We start from the raw sequence: 16,133 nt of genomic DNA on the forward strand, positions 1-16,133 counted from the left end.
CGGACAGGCAGATGCGCCGGCGCCGGGCCCGCCCGTGGCGCACGCACACGGAAAGGCCGTAAGACTTAGGAATTCATTCGCAGGTTGGCCCTTGTCCGCTGCCGTTACGGCGTTACGTAACGCGGGCCCGTAGCAGCGGCGGGCCATTAGGTTCTAAGTACTCATCGAAGTCTGTAATTCCTTGGACCTCATCCTGGAAAAAATCCTTTGTTCATGGGCACTTAGAACTTCGCATCGCAGCGCCACCGGGCGCCGGCCCCGGCGGCACGCATGTTGCCATTTGTCAGGCGTTCCAGCTCATACCTCCACAACGCCATGACCGACTCTGCCGCTGCCGCCTCCTCCGTGACTGCCGCTGCACCCGCCGCGCTTTCCTCCTCCATGCTTCCCCTGGCGCAAGCCGCCGTGACGCCGCTGGGCGGCGCCGCGGCGCCGGCCGCCGTCGGCACGTTGTCGCAGGCGACGCCGGGGGTGGTGATCGTGCGCTCGGGCGCGCGGCTTGCAGTCGAAGGGACGCAGAACCTGCTGCCCGGCGACCGTGTCCTCGTGCCCGAAGGCGGCCAGGCGGCGGTGAGCTTCCCGGGCTCGCCGGGCAACAAGGCGCCGCTCAATGGCACGCTCACGGGCGGCACCGATGCCACCATTTCCACCACCCAATTGCCCGGCGGCCTGCAACAGGTCGACGTGGACCTGGCCACCGGCGACCTAGTGGTGGCGCCCGAGAACAGCGACGCGGACGCCGCCGCCCTGGCGGTGAAGAAGAAGCTGGCCGCAGGCGGCGCCGGCTTCGGCCTGGGCGACTTCGCCCTGGGCGCCCTGGGCGGCGCCGTGCTGGGCGCAGCCGTCAGCGGCGGCGGCGATGACGCCAGCCCCCTGTTCATTCCTGTGCCTGTGGATGATTCGGATGCGGACGCAGACGCCGATGCGGACGCCGATGCGGACGCTGATGCGGACGCAGACGCTGACGCCGATGCGGACGCTGATGCCGATGCGGACGCTGATGCCGATGCGGACGCTGATGCCGATGCCGATGCCGATGCCGATGCCGATGCCGATGCCGATGCAGATGCAGACGCTGATGCCGATGCGGACGCCGATGCAGATGCAGATGCAGATGCAGATGCAGATGCAGACGCTGATGCCGATGCGGACGCCGATGCCGATGCCGATGCGGACGCTGATGCAGACGCCGATGCCGATGCGGACGCTGATGCAGACGCCGATGCCGATGCGGACGCTGATGCCGATGCGGATGCGGATGCCGATGCCGATGCCGATGCGGACGCTGATGCCGATGCAGACGCCGACGCCGATGCGGACGCTGATGCGGATGCGGATGCGGATGCGGATGCGGATGCGGATGCGGATGCGGATGCGGATGCGGACGCTGACGCCGATGCCGATGCCGATGCCGATGCCGATGCCGACGCTGACGCCGATGCGGATGCGGATGCGGATGCGGATGCGGATGCGGACGCCGATGCAGACGCTGATGCTGATGCCGACGCAGACGCTGACGCTGACGCAGACGCTGATGCGGACGCCGATGCAGACGCTGATGCCGATGCCGACGCAGACGCTGATGCGGACGCCGATGCGGACGCCGATTCCCTGCTCTCCCCCACCGATGGCGCCGGTGGCATCCTTGTCGGTTCCCTGGGCGACCTGCTGGGGGTGAACAACGGCCATGCCCGCTCTTCGGACACCTCCACCCTAGGCAATGCGCTGAGCTCGATCGACGACACCGTCGACGCCTTGACGGACACCCTGGAAAACGTGCTCGCACCCGTGGTGGGCAGCAGCTTCCAGCGCGACGATCCCAATGCGCTGGACCCGGCGGACAACTTCGTCGGCAGCCTGACCAGCAACATCGGCAGCAGCCTGAGCCCCTCGCTGGATGCGGTGCTGGGCGAAGGCGTCACCCAGGGCCTCGTTGGCGAGATCAACCGCCAGGTCGACTACCTGACGGACGCCATCACCAACGTGTTCGACGAATCCAACCTGGTGGGCGAGGTGCTGGCCAACCTGGGGCTGGGCGGGCTCGGACAGGACCTGCTGGGCGCCGACTCGGCGGTGGCCGAAGTGCTGCAAGGCCTGCTGGGTGCGGAAGGCCCGGTCGGCGGGCTGGTCGCGCCCGAGGGCGTGGTCGGCGGCCTGCTGGCCCCCGAAGGCGTGGTCGGCCAGTTGTTCGCGGCCGACGGCGTGGTGGGCGGCCTGCTGCAGGAATCCGGGGCCGTGGGCCAGGTGCTCGACACCTTGCTGGGCGAGAACGGTGCCGTCAGCGGTCTGCTCAATGACATCTTCGGCCGCCAGCCCGTTCCGGGCGATGACACGGCGCTGCTGGACCCGACGTCCGGCGCCGTCGGCAACCTGCTGCCGGGCCTGGATTCGCTGCCCCTGCTGGGCGACCTGGGCCTGGGCGAAACGCTGGCGCCCGCCGCCGGCGTGGTCGACGGTCTGACCGACGCGGTCAGCAGCCTGCTGGTGCCCGTGTTCGGCGGTGCGTTCCAGGCCGACAACCCGAACTCGCTGGACGGCGTGGACAACTTGGTCGGCGATGTCGCGGGAGCGGTCGGCGGGCTGCTGTCGCCGGTGACCGACGGCCTGCTGGGCACCGACGTGCTCGATGGCGTACTGGGCGCCGTGACCACGCAGGTGGACTACCTGACCGACGGAGTGCATCACTTGGTGAGCGGCCTGCTCGGCGAGGAACTCCTGGACGGCGTGCTCGGCGAAGACGGCCTGCTGGGCGGCCTGCTCGGCGAGGCCGGCGGGCTGGGAGGCCTGCTGGGCGGCGACTTGCTCGGGGGGGATCTGCTGGGCGGCGTGCTCGGCGAAGACGGCCTGCTCGGCGGACTGCTGGGCGGTGACCTGCTCGGCGGCGACCTGCTCGGCGGCGTGCTCGGCGAGGACGGCCTGGTGGGGGGTCTGCTCGGCGGCGGCAACATCCTCGAAGGCGTGCTCGGCGAAGACGGCCTGGTGGGCGGCCTGCTCGGCGGCGACTTGCTGGGCGGAGACCTGCTGGGTGGCGTGCTCGGCGAGGACGGCATCGTCGGCGGCCTGCTCGGCGGCGATCTGCTGGGAGGTGATCTGCTTGGCGGCGTGCTCGGCGAGGACGGCATCGTGGGCGGTCTGCTGGGTGGCGGCAACATCCTCGAAGGCGTGCTCGGCGAAGACGGCCTGGTGGGCGGCCTGCTCGGCGGCGACTTGCTCGGCGGTGACCTGCTCGGCGGCGTGCTGGGCGAGGACGGCATCGTCGGCGGCCTGCTCGGCGGCGATCTGCTGGGTGGTGACCTGCTCGGCGGCGTGCTCGGCGAGGACGGTGTGGTCGGCAAGCTGACCGGTGGCGACCTGCTGGGTGGTGATCTGCTCGGCGGCGTGCTCGGCGAGGACGGTGTGGTCGGCGGCCTGCTCGACACCGTGGTCGGCGAAGACGGCCTGGTCGGCAAGCTCACCGGTGGCGACCTCCTGGGCGGCGATCTGCTCGGCGGTGACCTGCTCGGCGGCGTGCTGGGCGAGGACGGTGTGGTCGGCGGCCTGCTCGACACCGTGGTCGGCGAAGACGGCCTGGTCGGCAAGCTGACCGGTGGCGACCTGCTGGGTGGCGATCTGCTGGGCGGTGACCTGCTCGGCGGCGTGCTCGGCGAAGACGGTGTGGTCGGCGGCCTGCTCGACACCGTGGTCGGCGAGGACGGCCTGGTCGGCAAGCTCACCGGTGGTGACCTCCTGGGCGGCGACCTCCTGGGTGGCGACCTGCTGGGTGGCGATCTGCTGGGCGGTGACCTGCTCGGCGGCGTGCTCGGCGAGGACGGTGTGGTCGGCGGCCTGCTCGACACCGTGGTCGGCGAAGACGGCCTGGTCGGCAAGCTCACCGGTGGCGACTTGCTGAGTGGTGACCTCCTGGGCGGCGATCTGCTCGGCGGTGACCTGCTCGGCGGCGTACTGGGTGAGGACGGTGTGGTCGGCGGCCTGCTCGACACCGTGGTCGGCGAGGACGGCCTGGTCGGCAGCCTGCTGGGCTCCGCGCCCGCGCAGGAAGACCTGGTCGGCAGCCTGCTGGGCGAAGAGGGCTTGGTCGGTGGCGTGCTGGACACGGTGGTCGGCGACGACGGCCTGGTGTCCGGCCTGCTCGGCGACGAAGGGCTGGTCGGTGGCGTGGTCGACACCGTGCTGGGCAGCGAAGGCCTGGTCGGCGGCCTGCTCGCCCCGATCAGCAGCAGCGACGGCGGCAACAGCGCTGGCCTCGGCGGCGCCCTGGCGCCGGTCAAGAACCTGCTGGGCGGCCTGCTGGGCTGATGACGGCAAGGCAGCCTGCCGCCCCACGGCGGCGGGCGCCTTTCCCAACCCTCCTCCTCCTTTTCAAGGACAGACCATGAACACCCCCCTCCACCTGCGGGTCCGGCGCCCCGGCTGGCTGGCCGGGCTGGCGGCAGCCGTGCTGCTGGCGGGCTGTGCCGGCACCGGCCAAGAAGGCCGGGACGACACCACCTACTACTACCAGGCGCGCCAGGCGCCCAATGCCGTGGCCCCGGTCACGGCGCGGCCGGCGCCCGCGCCCGCGGCCGAGCGCGGCCCGGTGGGCGTGCCGCGCATCGTGTACTTCGACTTCGACAAGTACGAGGTCAAGCCCCAGTACAACGGCGTGGTGCAGGCCCATGCGGACTACCTGCGCACCCGGCCGCAGGCGCGCGTGACGCTCGAAGGCCACACGGACGTGCGTGGCGGCAGTGAATACAACCTCGCACTGGGCCAGCGCCGGGCCGATGCCGTGGCCCGCCTGATGGGCCATGGCGGCGCCCCGCAGGCGCGCATGGAGGCCATCAGCTGGGGCAAGGAGAAGCTGGCGTCCACCGAACAGACCGAAGCCGGCCACCAGCTCAACCGCCGCGTCGAGTTCGTGTACCGCTGAGCGCCTTTCCCACCCCCGCCCCGGAGTCCCCGCCATGGCCCATGCCGCCTCCCTCCCGCTCGCGCCGCATGCCGAGCCGCTGTCGCTGGCCGACCAGTTGGACGCGTGCCGCGCCCAGGTGGAGCCGGCGTGCGCCGCGCTGCCTGCGCCCTACCCGGCCTTCACGCTGATCTTCTCGATCACCGACGGCACGCGGCGCGCGCATGTGCTGCACACCTGCGGCGGCAGCTTCGACAGCGCATGGCGCGACGGCGCGCGGCAGACGCTGGCCGCGGCGCAGCAGCAGAAGCTCAAGTCGGCTTGGCTGCGCGTGGACTGGGTCGAGGAGGCCAGCCCCATCCTGTGGAGCGACTTCGAGCTGCACCTGGGCACCGTCAAGCGCAACTACTTCCGCTTCGGCCTGGCGCTGGACGGTGAATTCCGCCGCGTGCTGACCGAGCAGGAGCTCAATGCCAACGCCATGCTCTACGGCGGCCCGCAGACCGCGGAGGCGGTGTTCAACCGCAACAACTTCGAGATCTACCTCTGGCGCCGCTACGCGCACGAGCCCTCGGCCGACTTCGACGCCGGCCGCACCGTGCACCTGCTGAGCACGCGCGGCGTGTTCTGCCAGGCCGATGGCGTGGTGCATGCCCTGGCCGGCGCCGGCCCCGACGCCGGGCGGCGCGTGCTGCCGCCCCTCACGGCCGACAGCACGGCCACGCTGATCGACAGCGCCTCCGACTTCCTGGCGCGGCAGGTGCAGCCCAGCGGCCAGTTCATCTACGGCCACTTTCCCTGCTTCGACCGGCGCGTGGGCAGCTACAACACGCTGCGCCATGCCAGCACGCTCTACGCGATGCTGGAAGCCTGGGAGCTCAACCGCGACGCGCGCCTGATGGCCGCCATCGAGCGCGGCGTGGACTACCTGTGCCACAAGCTGATCCGGCCCTACACGCTGCCCGACGGCACGCCGGCCGCCTTCCTGGTGGATGTGGGCGAGGAAATCAAGCTCGGCGGCAATGCCGTGTGCCTGCTGGCGCTGGTCAAGCTCACCGAGCTGACCCAGCGCGAGGATTGGCTGCCCCTGCTGGAGCGGCTCGCGCTGGGCATCGCCTTCATGCAGGAGCCCGGCAGCGGGCGCTTCCACCACGTGCTCAACGCCACCGACCTGTCGCTCAAGCAGGCCACGCGCACCATCTACTACGACGGAGAGGCGGCCTTCGGCCTGATGCGGCTGTATGGGCTGACGCGCGATGCGCGCTGGCTGTGCATGGTCGAGAAGGCCTTCGACCACTTCATCGCCAGCGACCACTGGCAGGCCCATGACCACTGGCTGAGCTACTGCGTGAACGAGCTGACGCGCTGGCGCCCGCAGGAGAAGTACTTCCGCTTCGGCGTGCGCAACGTGGCCGGCTACCTGGACTTCGTGCTCGACCGCCAGACCACCTTCCCCACGCTGCTGGAGCTGATGCTGGCGGCGCAGAAGATGCTGCAGCGCCTGGCCGCGCTGCCCGCGCTGCACCACCTGCTGTCGGAAGTGAACCTGCCCAAGTTCCAGCGCGCGCTGGAGCACCGCGCCAACTACCTGCTCAACGGCCACTTCTTCCCCGAGGTGGCGATGTACTTCCGCAAGCCGCAGGCCGTGGTGGGTTCCTTCTTCATCCGCCATCACTCCTTCCGCGTGCGCATCGACGACGTGGAGCATTACCTGTCGGGGCTGGTGGGCTACCACCAGCTGCTCAAGGCACGCGAGACGGCCATGGCGATGGTGGGGCCGCGCCCCGCCCCAGCGCTGGTGCGCATGCAGACCGCCGACGAAGCGCTGCCCGACGAGGAACCGGGCTGGATGCTGGCCGCGCCCTCGGCCCGCGCCGCGCAGGCGGCCTGGACCGGCGCCGCGCGCAGCCACTGAGGGGTGAAGGCCTTCATGGCGCCAAGCTGCCGCCCCGCCGCCTGCAGCCATGCCGCACGGTGGCTGCCGAGCGGCCGCGGCGCTCGCGCGATGCGTCCACGCAACGCCCTTGCGCCGATTTGTCAGCCAAAGGTTGACATCCTCCGACGCATCGCCTCGAAGTTCAGAGACATAGTTGTTACTGCTAGTTAACATTCCGGCCATGCCGAATCCGTTCGGGAGGCCCCCACCATGCTGAAGTACCTGTTGCCCACCCAGCTGGTCGCGCCCCGAAGCGCGGACGCCGACGGAGAAGCACCGCCGAGCCCGCACGCCAGCGCGATGGAACGGGCCTTCGGCGCGGCCTACCCGCTGATCCGGCGCGCCGCCTGGTGGTCGCTGCCCATCAGCCTGTCGGGCCTCCTGCCCTCCATCTTCCTGCTGCAGGTCTACGACCGCGTGATCTACCGCAGCGCCACCTCCACGCTGTGGGCGCTGGTCAGCGGCATCCTGTGCTTCCTGGCCATCGAGTTCTGGCTGCGCACGCGCCGCTCCCGGCTGCTGCGCGATGCGGGCGCGACCATCGACCACGAGGTGTCGAACGCGCTGCTGCAATCCATGCTGGCACGCCCGCTGCGTGCGCTGGAGCAGCGCCCCGCCTCCGTCTGGTTCCTGCTGTTTCGCGACGTGGGCGCCGTGCGCGGCACCCTTACGGGCGGCCTGGCGCAGTCGCTGTTCGACCTGCCGATGGCGATCTTCGCCCTGGCGGTCATCGCCATCGTGGCGCTGCCCGTGCTGCCGGTGGTGCTGCTCTTCCTGGCGGTGATGTCCTTCCTGGCCTGGTGGTGGGCCGACGAGGTGCGCGCCGGCCGCGTGGAGGAAGCGCAGCGCAGCCGCAACCTGGAGCGCATGACGGCCGAGCTGTGCAACGCCCGCGAGACCCTCAAGACGCAGGCCAACGACGCCCCCAACATCGCGCGCTGGCGCGAGGCCTACAACGACTGGCTGGCCGAGAGCTTCCGCAAGAACGGCGAGATCGAGCAGGCGCGCGACGGCACCACCGTGCTGCTGACCATTTTCTCCACCGTGGTCATCACCGTGGGCGCGGTGGCCGTCATGCAGCAGTGGATGACGGTGGGCGGCCTGATCGCCTCCAACATGCTGGCCATCAAGGCGCTGCAGCCGGTGGCCGGGCTGGTGTCGAACTGGCGCTCGCTGGCCATCGCGGCCGAGGCCGCCAAGCGGCTGGAGAAGGTGCTGGCCGAGCCCGTCGAGCAGCCGGCCCAGGAAGTGGAGCTGCCCCAGCCGCAGGGCCTGCTGACGCTGCGCGACCTCAGCTTCGGCTTCCACGAATCGCTGCCGCCCGTGCTGGAGAACCTCGACCTGCGCATCGGCGTGGGCGGCCTGCATGCCATCGTGGGCCGCAACGGCGCCGGCAAGTCCACGCTGGCCAAGCTGCTCGCGGGCCTGTACCGGCCCACGCGCGGCAGCGTGGAGATCGGCGAGTACGACCTGGCGCAGTTCGGCCGCGTGGACCTGGCCGGCTGGATCAGCTACCTGCCGCAGGATGCCTACTGGTTCGCCGGCCCCATCATCGACAGCCTGCGCCGCCACGCGCCGGGCCACAGCGACGAGCAGATCATCGGCGCCTGCCGCCTGTCGGGCGCGCACGACTTCATCTCGCGCCTGCCCGGCGGCTACGCCACCGAAGTGGGCGAAGGCGGCACCGGCCTGTCGGTGGGTGAGCGGCGCAAGCTGGCCCTGGCGCTGGCCTTCCTGCGCAACCCGTCGGTGCTGATCCTGGACGAGCCCAGCAACGACCTCGACTTCCAGAGCGAGCGGCAGTTGCTGGGCACGCTGCTGGCCGTGGCCCGCAAGCGCACGGTGATCGTGGTCACGCATTCGCTGCGCATCGTGTCGGCGGCCACGCAGGTCTACCACGTCACGGGCAACGGCACGGTGGAGCAAGGCAGTGCCGCGTTCATGGTGCCGCGCCTGTTCGGCGTGCGCAAGGCTGCGGCGCCCTCCAGCATCGCGGGCGAGGAAGCGGCCGTGCAGGCGGCGGTGGAAAGTGCCGAACTGGCGGTGGCCGCCGCGCGCGGCTGAGGGCCGGCCCGCGACACGGCAGCACGCACGGGAGTGAGAGACACATGAAGAACGACCTGCCCCAGGTCCTGCAGCAACTGCAGCAGGCCAAGCCGGAGGCGGACGCCGCCCCCGCCCCGCCCCCGCGCCGCCGGCGGCGCTGGCTCATCGGCGCCGCAGTCGGCGTGCTGGCCGTGGTGGCGCTGGGCTTTCCGATGGAAAGCGTGGTCGTGGCCTCCGGCCGCGTCATCCCCTCGGACCGCGTCAAGTCCATCCAGCACCTGGAAGGCGGCATCGTGCGCGCCGTGCTGGTGCGTGAAGGCCAGGCCGTGCGCCAGGGCATGGCGCTGGTGGAGATCGACCTGGGCGGCACCAGCCTGAACCTGGAAGAGCTGACGGCCCGCTATGCGGCCAACCAGGCCACGCGCGTGCGCCTGCGCGCCGAAAGCCTGGGCCAGCCGCTGTCGGCCGACCAGTTCGAGGCCGGCACCGACGAAGCCGTGGTGCGCGGCGAGATGGGCGCCTTCCAGGCGCGCGCGCTGGAACAGCGCGGCGTGATGGCGGGCGCCGTGGCCGCGCTGGAGCAGGCGCGCAGCCGGCAGATGGAGCAGCACGCCAAGATCGCGGGCCTCACCGAGCGGCTGGGCCTGATGCAGACCGAGCTGAAGATCTCGGAGCAGCTGCTGGCCGAAAAGCTCATCGGCCAGATGGAGGTGCTGGAAAAGCGCCGCCAGGCCGAAAGCATGCGCGCCGAACTCGCGGTGGCGCGGCAGGGCCTGGTCTCGGCCCAGGCTTCCATCGGCGAGGCCCAGGCCAAGATGGAAGAAGCCGCCGGGCGCTTCCGCCGCCGCGCGTCGGACGAGCTGGCGACGGTGGAGCGCCAGCTCTCCAGCCTTTCCGAAGACCTGGCCCGCGCGCGCACCCAGCGCTCGCGCACCATCGTCACGGCCCCCGCCGACGGCATCGTCAAGGGCCTGCGCAGCGCCAGCCCGGGCTGGGTGGTCAAGCCCGGCGAAGCGATCATGGAAGTGGTGCCGGTGGAGGACGAGATCCTCATCGAGGCGCGCCTGAGCCCCAACGACCGCGGCTTCGTGCACGTGGGCCAGAAGACGCGCGTGAAGGTCACGGCCTATGACTTCCTGCGCTACGGCACGGTGGACGGCCAGGTGATGCTGGTGGCCGCCGACGCCGACCGCGACACCACCCTGCCCACCGCGCCGCCCTACTACCGGCTGCTGGTCAACACCACGCAGGGCCACGTGGGCCGGCCCGAGAACCGCATCACCGCCGGCATGGAGGCCGAGGTGGACCTGCTGGTGGGCACCGATCCGTTCATCTGGTATTTGCTGCGCCCCGTGCTCAAGACCCAGCGCGAAGCCTTCCGCGAGCCATGAAGCGTTCCCGTCCCGCCGTCCCCGCGCTCACGGGCCTGGCCGCGGCCCTGCTGCTGCAGGGGCCGCTGCCGGCCGGGGCGCAGTCCCCGCCCGCGCCGCCGCCTGCCCTCGCCCTGTCGCCCGCGCCGCGGCTGGCCACGCCCTCCGTCCAGGTCTCGGGCGACATCCACCGCATCAAGCAGGCGCTGCAGCAGCTGGCGCTGGAGCACCCCGAGGTGCAGTCCGCGCAGGCCGCCGCGGCCACCAGCGGCTTCGAACTGGAAGCCGCGCGCCAGGCGCGCTATCCGCGCTTCAAGGTGGGCAGCGCCACGGGCAGCTACAACAGCGGCGCCGACGGCGCCTCGTCGCAGAGCTACCAGCTGGTCACGGCCGAAGCGCGCATGAGCCTGATCGACGGCGGCGCCATGAGCGCGCGCGTGCGCGCCGCCGAGGCCGGCAGCCTGGCGCAGCAGGAGGCCGCCGGCAGCACCTCGCAGAAAGTGGTGCTGGACGCCATCACCGCCTACCTGCAGCTGCAGCGCTTCGACCTGCAGCGCGAGCTGGCCGGCAATGCCACGCGCGTGGTGGCCGAGCTCTCGCGCGCCGAGCAGCGGCGCGTGAACCTGGGCGCCGCCGGCCAGAACGACCTGCGCATGGCGGCCGCGCGGCAGGCCAGCATCGCGGCGCGCGAATCGAATTTCGCGGCGCAGCGCGACGAGGCGCTGGCCAAGTTCCAGAGCTACTTCGGCTTCGCGCCCGAACCGCGCCGGCTGCCCGTGCTGGCCACGCCCGAGAGCTGGGTCATCGATTCGCAGGCCGAGGCGCTGCGCCGCGCCGAAAGCCGCAGCACCGAGCTCGCCGAGGGCCGCGGGCGCGTGCAGAAGGCCGAAGCCCTGGTCGAGCAGCAGGAAGCCAGCGTGTGGCCCACGGTGGAGGCCGTGGTCGTCAAGACCAAGGACCCGCGCGGGGTGTCTCCGTCCGAGCCCACGCGCGCGGCGCTGGAATTGAACTGGAACTTCGGCAGCGGCTTCGACCGCCAGCTGCGCGTGAAGTCCGCGCTGGCGGAAGTCGAGAACCAGCGCGCCAAGCTCGAGAGCGCGCAGCGCGCCCTGTTCGAGGCCACGGCCTCGGCCTGGGGCCGGGCGCAGTCGGGCCGCGAGCGCGAACGCCAGTTGCTGGAGGCGGTGCGCGAATCGGGCGAGGCCTTCCGCGGCCGCCGCCGCCTGCTGGAGTTCGGGCGCGAGACGCTGCCCAACGTGCTGGACGCGCAGCTGGACTACTACACGCTGCTGCAGGACTACATCGACGCCGTATTCGACCAGCGCATCACCGAGTTCCGCCTGGCCCGCGCCACGGGCGAACTGCGCGTGCAGCCCGACATGCACAACCCCTGGGTGGACCGCGTGTTCGGCAGCCAGAGCGGCCCGCTGCTGGACGAGGAAGGCGTGCTGGGCCTGGAATGCGTGGCCGGCAACCGCACCGTCTGCCCGCCACGCCGGGCGCTGGGCCTGGGCCGGAGCGCCGGCAGCGGCACGCCGCTGGCCCTGCGCGCCGAGGGCCGCCTGCGCACCCGCTGACCGGCGCCGCGGGCGGGGGCCGCGCGTCAGCCTTCCTCGGGGATGCTGGGCTCGCCGTCCACGATCTGGTACTTGCGCATCTTTTCCCACAGCACCTTGCGGCTGATGCCCAGGTGCTGGGCCGCGTCCTGCCGGCGCCATTCATGCGCCTCCAGCGCCTCGATGATGCGGTTGCGCTCCTGGCCGTTCCAGCCGCGCCGCTCGCCCAGCCCGCCCTCGGCGCCGCCCGCGGCCGAATCGCTGCTGCGCGCGGGCTGCACGCGCACCTGCGCCAGCGCGCGTTCGATCAGCGCCTGGTCCCAGCCGCCGGTCTGCCGGGCAATCACGCCGATGCGCTCGGCCAGGTTGCGCAGCTGCCGCACGTTGCCGGGGAACACGGTCTGCGCCACCGCGTCGGTGATCCAGTGCGGCACCGTGACCAGCGATGCGGCGCTGCTGCCCAGCACCTCCGCCAGGATGGACTTGAACAGCGCCACCTTGTCGATGTCGCCGCGCTCCTCCAGGTTGGGCACGTACAGCTCGATCACCGCGAGGCGATAGAACAGATCGGCCCGGAACTCGCCTTCGGCCACCATCTCGCGCAGGTTGCGGTTGCTCGCCGCCACCAGGCGGAAGTCCACCTTCACCGGCACCGTCGCGCCCAGGCGCAGCACGCTGCCGTCCTCCAGCACGCGCAGCAGCTTGACCTGCTGGTAGCGCGGCAGATCACCGATCTCGTCGAGGAACAGCGTGCCGCCCGTGGCCTGCTCGAAATAGCCGCGGTGCGCCGCCACCGCGCCCGTGAACGAACCCTTGGCATGACCGAAGAACAGCGATTCGAACAGGCCGTCGGGAATGGCGCCGCAGTTCACGGCCACGAAGGCGCCCTGCCCGTAGCTGGAATGCCCTTCGTGCAGCAGCTGCGCCACGCGCTCCTTGCCCACGCCCGTGTCGCCGCGCAGCAGCACCGCGTGGTCGCAGTCGGCAAAGGTCTTCACCTCGGCCAGCAAACCCTGCATGGCCGCCGATTGCGCCACCAGCGTGTTGGGCGGCAGCGCGCGCGTCTCGCGCGCACGCAGCTGGCGCGCCAGCTTGGCCACCATCGCGCGCAACTCGGCGCCCGTGAAGTCGTAGGGCAGCACATGGTGGTACTCGGGCGGATACGTCGCCGCGCCGTGGTCGCGCGAGGCGCCGGCCACCCAGATCACCGGAATGCCCTGCATCGATTCGGTGGCGAGCGCGAAGCCCGGGCTCTGCATGGCCGACACGCTGATGATGGCCACCGCCGCGCGCGATGCCCCCGCGCCCGCCGGCAGCGGGCCGTCCGCGCGGATCACCTCCACGCCGAAGCTGGCCATGCAGCGCGCGACGCGGTCGGCGATGTCGGCCTTGCCTTCCCAGACGTAGAGGTCGAGTTCTTCGAGGTTCACTGTCGGATTCATTTATTCAAACGTCTCGCATCCGACCCTACGTTGCGGTTCGTCCTTTCGTCTCCATTCTGAAGTCAGTAGACCAGCTTCGCACTGGCATCGCAGCTTGCGGACATGAGTTGCACGTCTGCGTAGCCCAGTTGCAAGCCCAAGGTCTCAAGCAAAGGCCCCAGCACGACACCGTCGAGAAGTGTCAACACAGGCGTGAGTATGGGATTGAGCAAGGCCAGTACGTTGTTGAGGACCGTGCTCAACGAATTGACAAGTCCATCAATGATGCTCGACAGGAGGTTGAGCTCCAAGCCAAGCAGCTTGAGGCCACTCGTATCCAGCTCCACGTCCAGCAGACCCTCACCAATCGCTTCGGCGATAGATGCCCCCAAATGACGTTGCGAGCCCACGGACGCTGTCAGGTCCTGCGTTGACCGAGGCTCATCAGGGTCGTAGTAGAAATTGACATCTTCACGGGTCACGGCACCATTGCGCGGAACAGAGAGTTCCAGCCTAGCATTCAGATCCACAGGTGCACTGGCAACTGGCACGACTCCAAACTGAACCGCCCCGGAAATCGCGGAGGCCCGTTGGCTTGAGTCAGGCCGACATGGCCTGCTGCTCAAGAGCTCGATAGTAGTTGGCCTCGAACTCGGCCGGTGGCACGTAGCCGATGGGTTCGAGCAAGCGCTGGTGGTTGAACCACGCCACCCAGTGCAGCGTGGCCAGTTCCACCGAATCCTTGGTCTTCCACGCGCTACGCCGGTGGATCACCTCGGCCTTGTACAGCCCGTTGATGGTCTCGGCCAGGGCGTTGTCGTACGAGTCGCCCTTGCTGCCCACGGAGGGCTCGATGCCGGCCTCAGCGAGCCGTTCGGTGTAGCGAATGCTGACGTACTGCGACCCGCGGTCGGAATGACACACGAGGCCATCTTCGCGTTGGGGCCGACGGTCATAGAGCGCCTGCTCCAGCGCGTCCAGCACGAAGTCCGTGCGCATGGAGCTGCTCGTGCGCCAGCCCACGATGCGCCGGGAGAACACGTCGACGACGAAGGCCACGTACAGCCAGCCCCGCCAGGCGGATACGCACGTGAAGACCGACACCCACAGTTGGTTGGGTCGCTGCGCGTTGAACTGGCGCTTGACCCGGTCCAGCGGGCACGGCGCGTTGGCGTCACTGATCGTGGTGCGCACGGCCTTGCCACGCACGACGCCGCGCAGACCCATGCGGCGCATCAACCGCTCCACGGTGCAGCGCGCCACCGTGACGCCCTCGCGCCGCAACTGGTGCCAGACCTTGTCGGCGCCGTAGACCCGCAGGTTCGATTGCCACACGCGCTCGATCTGCGGCATCAGTACCGCATCGCGCTTGGCACGGGCGCACAGCAGCTCAGGGTGGCGCTGGCGCGCCGCATGGCGCCGGTACGCCGACGGGGCGACCTGCAGTGCCTTGCAGATCGGCTCGACCCCGTGCACGGCGCGATGCGCGTCGATGAATGCCTTCACGACTTCAGACGGCGGTCGAGCTCCGCCTGGGCGAAAAACGCGCTGGCCAGCTTCAAGATCTCGTTGGCCTTGCGCAGCTCGCGGTTCTCCCGTTCGAGTTCCTTCATGCGCTGCTCCTGCGTCGTCGTCACACCCTCGCGCTGGCCCGTATCGCGCTCGTGCTGACGCACCCAGTTCAGCAGCGTCTGCGGCGTGCTGCCAATCTTGCTGGCGATCGACACCACTGCAGCCCACTGCGACTCGTACTCACCGCGGTGCTCGAAAACCATGCGTACCGCGCGCTCGCGCACCTCAGGCGAAAACTTGATCGACTTCCTCATGGCTCCATCCTCTCAAAAGTTGGAGCCTCCTCAAAAACCGGGGCGGTTCACCTTGGCACGAACACCCACATTGGCAAGAGGCTGCAAGGGAACATTGATCTGGCCGGACACAAAGGAAGGTTCACCCGACGCGTTGGCCACCTGCAACCCGACCAGCAGCAGGTTGAGAACGCTGACGTCCGTGTCTAACGCTGTCGAGGGGTCCCGCGTATCCAGGTCCAAGGAAAGCAACCCATTTTGGGATGCCGTTTTCAGAACAGCCAGAGAGAGTCGTTCGAGTGGCACGCCCAGGTTGAGCAACACATCCAAGGCATTGAGCGCGACGTCCACCGCTGGATCGACGCTATCGCGGGGCAGCAGCCCCGCTGTTCCCGAGAGAAGTTCACCGATGTCGAGATCGGCTGCGGCCAATTCATCGTAGGTTCCGACAGCTAAACCAAGAGCATTCGCTAACCCAAGCAAGTTCACGTTGGTGTTGGCCAAACCCTCGTAATCGGCCAACGACAGGGTCACGTCGGTTCCCAACAAGAGACTCAGCAACTTGTTCAAAGCGCCGGCATTGAGGCGTGCAACACCGGAGCCAACGGTGAACGAAGCCTGGGGGCCATCCATCTGTGCAACGGCTCTCGCTTCAATCTGGAGAGAGGGAAGAAAAGGCAGGAGTGGGTCGTATGACGCGGTCACTGTCACCTTCAACGCATCGTAGTTTTCGCCAGTTCCTACGGCGACAAGACCATCCACCTCCTCCAGGGCATCCTCAGCAGGCCGAACCCAGCGACCGCATGCGACAGCCACCGTTGTTGTTGTTAGGGCCAAATTCTCCAGATTCCCGTCAGCGTTGCTTTGAGCCACTCTTTCCGCCGTGGTGCAACTTTCCGGTTCAATTCGCAATGCGCCTGACAAGGCTGCGAGATCAGCGACTTTCTGTAGCTCTCTTTTTTGGAAAGAGTAGACGCCGATCTCTGTTCCGAGCACAGCGATAACGATCACAAACGCTGCGATCGCGAAGTTCACCACGATGGAGCCGCGTTGCGTCGAGCGGCGCCCTGCGACTCCATGCCCCTTTTTATAATAACGCAAGACAGATGAT

Annotated in this window: 10 protein-coding genes and 1 other annotated feature; of the genes, 6 read left to right on the forward strand and 4 right to left on the reverse strand. The window is 69.4% G+C overall.

Annotated features, from left to right (window positions below; translation table 11 throughout):
• Nucleotides 1-315 precede the first annotated feature (315 nt).
• From LG388_RS11180 to LG388_RS11205, 6 genes are all read left to right on the forward strand, one after another.
• Nucleotides 316-4,296, forward strand: a complete 3,981-nt coding sequence (locus LG388_RS11180) for a hypothetical protein (RefSeq protein WP_370630143.1) — start codon at nucleotides 316-318, stop codon at nucleotides 4,294-4,296.
• Between the two features lie 76 nt (nucleotides 4,297-4,372).
• A complete protein-coding gene (locus LG388_RS11185) occupies nucleotides 4,373-4,909 on the forward strand; it encodes an OmpA family protein (protein ID WP_225782902.1) in 537 nt (178 codons plus the stop codon).
• Nucleotides 4,910-4,943: 34 nt separating this feature from the next.
• Complete coding sequence (locus tag LG388_RS11190; protein WP_225782903.1) at nucleotides 4,944-6,803, forward strand: hypothetical protein; 1,860 nt, start codon at nucleotides 4,944-4,946, stop codon at nucleotides 6,801-6,803.
• 231 nt (nucleotides 6,804-7,034) lie between these two features.
• Nucleotides 7,035-8,888, forward strand: coding sequence for a peptidase domain-containing ABC transporter (locus LG388_RS11195; protein WP_225782904.1), 1,854 nt, complete (start codon nucleotides 7,035-7,037; stop codon nucleotides 8,886-8,888).
• A 44-nt stretch (nucleotides 8,889-8,932) separates the two neighbouring features.
• Nucleotides 8,933-10,261 carry an HlyD family type I secretion periplasmic adaptor subunit gene (locus tag LG388_RS11200; RefSeq protein ID WP_225782905.1) on the forward strand — a complete coding sequence of 443 codons (1,329 nt, stop codon included), beginning with the start codon at nucleotides 8,933-8,935 and terminating at the stop codon, nucleotides 10,259-10,261.
• Complete coding sequence (locus tag LG388_RS11205; RefSeq protein ID WP_225782906.1) at nucleotides 10,258-11,817, forward strand: TolC family protein; 1,560 nt, start codon at nucleotides 10,258-10,260, stop codon at nucleotides 11,815-11,817. Before LG388_RS11200 ends, LG388_RS11205 begins: the two co-directional genes overlap by 4 nt.
• 26 nt (nucleotides 11,818-11,843) lie before the next feature.
• Here the strand turns inward: LG388_RS11205 and LG388_RS11210 are convergent, their stop codons facing one another.
• The 4 genes from LG388_RS11210 to LG388_RS11225 form a co-directional block, all read right to left on the reverse strand.
• A complete protein-coding gene (locus LG388_RS11210; protein WP_225782907.1) occupies nucleotides 11,844-13,238 on the reverse strand; it encodes a sigma 54-interacting transcriptional regulator in 1,395 nt (464 codons plus the stop codon).
• Between the two features lie 62 nt (nucleotides 13,239-13,300).
• A complete protein-coding gene (locus tag LG388_RS11215; protein WP_225782908.1) occupies nucleotides 13,301-13,699 on the reverse strand; it encodes a hypothetical protein in 399 nt (132 codons plus the stop codon).
• 118 nt (nucleotides 13,700-13,817) lie between these two features.
• A protein-coding gene (locus tag LG388_RS11220) for an IS3 family transposase (RefSeq protein WP_225782909.1) occupies nucleotides 13,818-15,043 on the reverse strand; the annotation gives its coding sequence in 2 pieces (ribosomal slippage) (nucleotides 13,818-14,755 and nucleotides 14,755-15,043; 1,227 coding nt in all).
• Nucleotides 14,649-14,765: a sequence feature (AL1L pseudoknot), on the reverse strand. It overlaps the preceding gene by 117 nt.
• A 30-nt stretch (nucleotides 15,044-15,073) precedes the next feature.
• On the reverse strand, nucleotides 15,074-16,057 hold the full coding sequence (locus LG388_RS11225; protein ID WP_255632161.1) for a pilus assembly protein TadG-related protein: 984 nt from the start codon (nucleotides 16,055-16,057) through the stop codon (nucleotides 15,074-15,076).
• Nucleotides 16,058-16,133 lie beyond the last annotated feature (76 nt).

The organism is Xenophilus sp. Marseille-Q4582, from assembly GCF_916700565.1.
Taxonomy (GTDB): Bacteria; Pseudomonadota; Gammaproteobacteria; order Burkholderiales; family Burkholderiaceae_C; genus Xenophilus.

What these genes read in the sequence shown, in the direction of transcription:
- LG388_RS11205 (WP_225782906.1), top strand. Translation starts at nt 10,258, where the DNA reads ATGAAGCGTTCCCGTCCCGCCGTCCCCGCGCTCACGGGCCTGGCCGCG.
- LG388_RS11210 (WP_225782907.1), bottom strand. Translation starts at nt 13,238, where the DNA reads ATGAATCCGACAGTGAACCTCGAAGAACTCGACCTCTACGTCTGGGAA.
- LG388_RS11200 (WP_225782905.1), top strand. Translation starts at nt 8,933, where the DNA reads ATGAAGAACGACCTGCCCCAGGTCCTGCAGCAACTGCAGCAGGCCAAG.
- LG388_RS11180 (WP_370630143.1), top strand. Translation starts at nt 316, where the DNA reads ATGACCGACTCTGCCGCTGCCGCCTCCTCCGTGACTGCCGCTGCACCC.
- LG388_RS11190 (WP_225782903.1), top strand. Translation starts at nt 4,944, where the DNA reads ATGGCCCATGCCGCCTCCCTCCCGCTCGCGCCGCATGCCGAGCCGCTG.
- LG388_RS11195 (WP_225782904.1), top strand. Translation starts at nt 7,035, where the DNA reads ATGCTGAAGTACCTGTTGCCCACCCAGCTGGTCGCGCCCCGAAGCGCG.
- LG388_RS11185 (WP_225782902.1), top strand. Translation starts at nt 4,373, where the DNA reads ATGAACACCCCCCTCCACCTGCGGGTCCGGCGCCCCGGCTGGCTGGCC.